The following is a 5,200-nucleotide window of genomic DNA, read 5'->3' on the forward strand; positions in this document are numbered from 1 at the left end:
TATCCCTTACCTTGTATTTCTTTTGAAGAAAATTCTTTAGGTGGTTCAGTGCCACACAATACCGTTTATAGGTGTCGATGGAACGGTTGACACCCACTTTCTTGTAGAATTTCTCATTGAGATGCTCGTAATGCTTGACCAGCATATCTTGCTCGGATGCGATTCCTTGAAAAGCGTTTTTCACATCGACGGCAAGGACATTGTCGCTTTTCAGTTGCAGGTCTTTGTATGCGGAATGGATGGTCACACATAATTTGTCCAGCTCTGCATTGGTGTTTAATGCCGCCTTGCTTTTACCTTTTGCCCTGCCGGACTTTACATCCCACAACTTTTCCTGAAGATACACTTTGGCACTGAACTGTACCATTGATGTTCCGATTCGTATCCGTCCCAAAACAGGGACGGTTCCATCGGCTCTCGTCTCATTTTTCTTTAGATAGAAAGTTACTTTTAATTCATTCATAATCAGCTCTATTTTTAATTGCAAATTTACATGCGTTAGAGCTAATCATTGATATGCAAAAGACTGACAATCGGTGAAATAGAATCTCATAAAGAGAAAATTTAATACCGTTCTACGAAAAATCACTCACGTATCATTGGAAACCCATTGCTTTCAGGTAGTTCCAGCCTTAAAAGCAGGTGTTTCCGGATACTCAAACAGGTAATGTATTCGTAACGGAACACTTTCACATTTATGTCATTTTTTGCATTTCAACCACTTGTTTTGAATGGGAAGAATATAGAAGATTACACTGCTTGTCAGATAGTTATGCAAATCGATAAAAGTTTGCGTTTTGGATATACGATTTGGTAACCGTTTGCCCTCGTTGTCTTTCGTTTTTCTGCATTTTGGCATTGGAAAAGCTTTCATCGGATTCCCTTATAAGTCATTGAATACCAGTTGTGCTATCGTTATTTTTTCGTCTCTGATTGATTTTGCCAGAGATAATATCTATTCGTGCCGCAAAATAGAGAAACTTCTTTTACGTGACATTCGTTATATCTGGCTTTCCGGTAATGAACATCCGGATTTTATTACCATCAACCGTTTTCGAAACCGTGTAAAAGAGGAAATAAATACCGTATTCACGCTGTTGGTTCTTGTCCTTGCCTCCAAAGGTTTCATCAGCTTTGACTAAAGTATATCAACGGTACCAAGATTGAGTCCAGGGCCAACAAATATACTTTTGTCTGGCGCAAGACAGTCGAAAAGAATCGGACAAAGCTGATGGATAAGATCCGCATTCTCTAGAGCAGGTGGATGAAGCCATAGCTCAAGAGAACTCCGCCAAAGACATACCCGTAGAGTTCACTCCCACCATGCTCTCAGATATAGTGAATGAACTTAAAGAGGTGCTGGAACACCAGCCTGTAACAAAGGACAAGGTACAAAAGAAATTCATCCGGGAAAGGAAGAAACAGGTCCGGGAACTTGAACAGTACCGTAACAAGTTGATGGAATACGACAACCCTCTTGACACTATTGGAGAACGCAACTCCTATTCCAAAACCGATCCTGATGCCACCTTCATACGCATGAAAGAAGACACCATGAGAAACGGACAGGCCAAGCCCGGATATAATCTGCAAATAGGGACCGAGAACCAATTTTTAAATTATCCTAATCATCTTTCAAGCATTTTCTATTTTCCCCTTCGAAATTTTTCCTAATCTCAAAAATATTCTTACCTTTGTTTAAAGAAGAGTTGTCTCATAAGTATGAGGCTGTAAAATACTGAATTTAGCACGATATCCAAATCGTTACCTGAAACTTTTCAAAACTTCCATAAGTGTTTATATTTCATATAAATCTGTCAATTATATAAGAATTTAAAATAAGAATTATTCACTTGTCTCTTGCAAAGATACATTTTTTCGAGGATGAAAACCAGTATATAATACACTTTTTTGATGACAACTTGGGGTAATATCACATTTTTTAGAGGATATGATCTTCCAGTTGTAAAAACAAGAATCTTTGCGAATTCATCAAAAAACATGGTGCCAATTGTGACAAATTCACAAACAGGCAGTCTTATCAAGAATAGAACGAGAAATTGAAGAGAATTATCCAAACGAAATAGTTCCAAATGAAAAGAGTCGAATAACTAGTAATTTCTGTGATAGTCTGACGGCAGTTCTCAAGACGTTGAACATACTATTTTTGTATCGTTTCGGACAATCTTTCATGTTTCAACTTGCTGCTTGTATGAACAGTGCTCCCTATGACAAATGCCAGTCGGGGTATTGGCAATCGGGCTGTATAGCGGATAAATACGTATCAACCATGCAACTGGCAGATAAAGTTAAACCACTGTAAGTGTGTCATATTGCGTTAACCAAAAAGGTTTATGAGTTGCAAGTAGTGAATGAACACACAGATATAGAAACATCATTCTTTGGCTTGTCGAATGCCCCCCTATATAACAATATTTTATGCAGGCTACCTCTAATCTATTAAAAATTGTCCGAATTATGATTTTGTCATTTAATTTGCTATATTTGCAAAACAATTACAAATTTAAGGGATGAAATGATACTTGAAATTCGTTTGAGCAACTTCTTCTCAATTAAAGATGAGGTGGTACTGGATATGCAGGCAGCAAGCATACAGACAAAAAAGGCAAAGGAGCTTGAAGAAAATACATTTGTATGCGGTGATGAGCGGTTGCTTAAAACTGTTGCCATTTATGGTGCAAATGCGTCAGGAAAGAGCAGCCTTATCAAGGCTATTCGCGCTTGTGTGGGAATGATATTCTCATCTCATAATTACAATGAGAATACGATATTTGCCTTTACTCCGTTCAAATTCGGAGGCATTGGCAAGCCAAGTACATTCTTCATTCGCTTCCTCCTTGAAGGTATCGAATATGAATATTCTTTTGAACTCAATAAAGTTGAGATACTGAAAGAGGCACTTTACTATTATCCGAATGGCCGTCGTTCACTGGTATTTTCCCGTGATGAAACAAAGGGACCCGACAAAAAGAATATCTATGAATTCCGCTCGGTGATTCGCCGCCCTATGGATGTTGCTGCCAATACATCCAAAAAAACGCTTTTCGTGTCACGCGCCAGTCAGATGGATCGAGATACAGCAAAAGATGTTTTTCGATATTTCAATGAGCGTTTTATTTTGAATTATTTCGGATATAATTCGTTCTCTGTCGAGCGCTTGTTGAATGAGAACAAAGAACAGTTCCTTAATGTGCTGCGAATTGCTGATAGCGACATTGTCAAAATCGACAGCAGGCACGAGAATAAAGTATTTTCGACTGCAGTGATTGACCCTGCAGACAATCAAATATTGTCGGTAGAAGATATTCAGAAACCACAGCTGGTCATTACGACCTATCACAGAAATAACCCGGATGTTCCTTTCAACTTTTTTGCAGAAGAGTCTGATGGAACACAGCGTTTATTCAATATGATGCTGACAATCCTGGATATCGTCAAGAATAATAAAATCTTGTTGATAGATGAAATCGAAACGCAGCTGCATATAAAACTGGTAGAATATATTATCGGTTTGTTCAATAAAAGCGAATCGGCGCAGTTGATATATACTACACACAATACATACCTGCTTAATACCAACAAGTTACGTAAGGATCAGATATATTTTGTTAACAAACGGGATGACGGGTCCTCGGATTTGTATTCGCTGTTTGATTACAAAGATTTCCGTGACGGGCTGGATGCAGAAAAGGCATATCTGCAAGGTCGTTTTGATGCCATCCCGTATATTGACGAACAGACGGATAATTTTATAAAATAGAAACTGATATGGGACGACAAATAAGAAAATCCAAAGGCAAAACAATGAAGCCAAACTTCTTTGTTTTCTGTGAAGGGGAGTCTGAGGTTGCTTATATCAGCCACCTCCGTTCACAATACCGTGCGCCTATTCAAATTATCCCAAGAAAGAGCGATTCGAACATATCCGTTCGGTATATAGAGAATTGTAAACGGGAATATGTTGTAACCAAAAATGATAAAACATTCCTAATGTTTGACCTAGATGTGGACGGAATGCTGGAACACCTGCTAAGTATTCCAGATGCGATATTGATGGTGTCGAATCCATGTATTGAGTTGTGGTATTTGCTGCACTTTGAGAAGTGTCATGCCGAACTAACGCAAAACGTCTGCATCAAGAAACTGAAAAGACATCTTGAACACTACACAAAGGGAACTTTGGCATTAAATGAGAAACAGCAACTGTCTGAAAAAACATCAGAAGCAACGGCAAGAGCCAAGATGCTGGATACATATAATAATCCATCAACTACCATCTATAAAATGATAGAACTGCTGGAAAGTTTGTAATTTGAAGATTATGGAGAATAGGTAAATAACATTAGCAGATATCTTTCTTGACATCTTGTCAGAATCACAAGATAAAGGTGCAAAACTAATGGCAGAGCGAATAAAAGCAGCTATTAAATCGCCAGAGATATTGGAGCTGGTAAATATATGTGTTATAAATGCATTGGGATATAAATCAAAAATTAGCAGCAAAACCGTAGATAATGCAATTGATAGTATTGTCAGTTTTGTACACTCTGAAATTGATAGTAGTAATTTATCGGATAATGATAAAGAGAAAGAAAAGAATTCATACAAACACTTTGCAAAAAGTCTCGGTAAAATATTAAAAGAGAATTTACAGGTGGCGCAACAGCTAATATAAAAGAAGTAATTATGGACATCTATAATTGGGAATAATATTATTCAAGCAGTGGAATATTGGCAAGTAATCGGAGGACAGATTCGTATTCGTTGAGGCAAATCCATGCGCAAGACATCATATATCAGAATTATAGCACTATTAATAGGCAATACATGTAATGCATTGGAATGAGATTATCAGAACCCTCATGGCCAGTCCGAAGTCATACCACAGTTCCTTATGAAGGTCTACCTTGAAAGAAGCCTTCTTTTCCGCCCTAAAAGGTGATTTGTACCACACGCTGTTTCCACGCTGTATTACCGGTTCATATCCGAATCCGGCTAAAAAATCAACAAGTCTGATGTCCTTTGCTTCCTGTATGTTCATAACATCTCATTTTCATGGATTTGGGCAAAGAACCGCTTTATCTCTAAAACATGAAAAGCAATGGCATCAGATGTCATCAGAAATCATCAGATGACACAGGGCTTCTTCTATAGATATGATTTATATGAAAAACGGATA

Annotated in this window: 3 protein-coding genes and 3 pseudogenes; 4 read left to right on the plus strand and 2 right to left on the minus strand. The window is 37.8% G+C overall.

Going from position 1 to position 5,200, the window contains the following annotated elements; genetic code table 11:
• Positions 1 to 463: pseudogene (locus KTG12_RS20875) on the minus strand (Arm DNA-binding domain-containing protein); the annotation flags it as partial.
• Positions 464 to 947: 484 nt separating this feature from the next.
• On the opposite strand from KTG12_RS20875, the pseudogene KTG12_RS20880 reads away from it, so the two are divergent.
• The 4 genes and pseudogenes from KTG12_RS20880 to KTG12_RS20895 form a co-directional block, all read left to right on the plus strand.
• Positions 948 to 1,617 (plus strand): annotated as a pseudogene (locus tag KTG12_RS20880) (transposase); the annotation flags it as partial.
• Positions 1,618 to 2,536: 919 nt separating this feature from the next.
• On the plus strand, positions 2,537 to 3,781 hold the full coding sequence (locus tag KTG12_RS20885) for an ATP/GTP-binding protein (RefSeq protein ID WP_005640368.1): 1,245 nt from the start codon (positions 2,537 to 2,539) through the stop codon (positions 3,779 to 3,781).
• Between the two features lie 8 nt (positions 3,782 to 3,789).
• Entirely contained in the window at positions 3,790 to 4,332 is a 543-nt protein-coding gene (locus KTG12_RS20890) for an RloB family protein (protein WP_005640372.1), read from the plus strand.
• A gap of 88 nt (positions 4,333 to 4,420) precedes the next feature.
• Complete coding sequence (locus KTG12_RS20895; RefSeq protein ID WP_005640374.1) at positions 4,421 to 4,696, plus strand: hypothetical protein; 276 nt, start codon at positions 4,421 to 4,423, stop codon at positions 4,694 to 4,696.
• A 192-nt stretch (positions 4,697 to 4,888) separates the two neighbouring features.
• On the opposite strand, the pseudogene KTG12_RS20900 reads toward KTG12_RS20895, so the two are convergent.
• Positions 4,889 to 5,062: pseudogene (locus tag KTG12_RS20900) on the minus strand (DNA primase); the annotation flags it as partial.
• Between the last annotated feature and the right edge of the window lie 138 nt (positions 5,063 to 5,200).

It is taken from the genome of Parabacteroides sp. MSK.9.14 (assembly GCF_019041495.1).
GTDB lineage: Bacteria > Bacteroidota > Bacteroidia > Bacteroidales > Tannerellaceae > Parabacteroides > Parabacteroides merdae.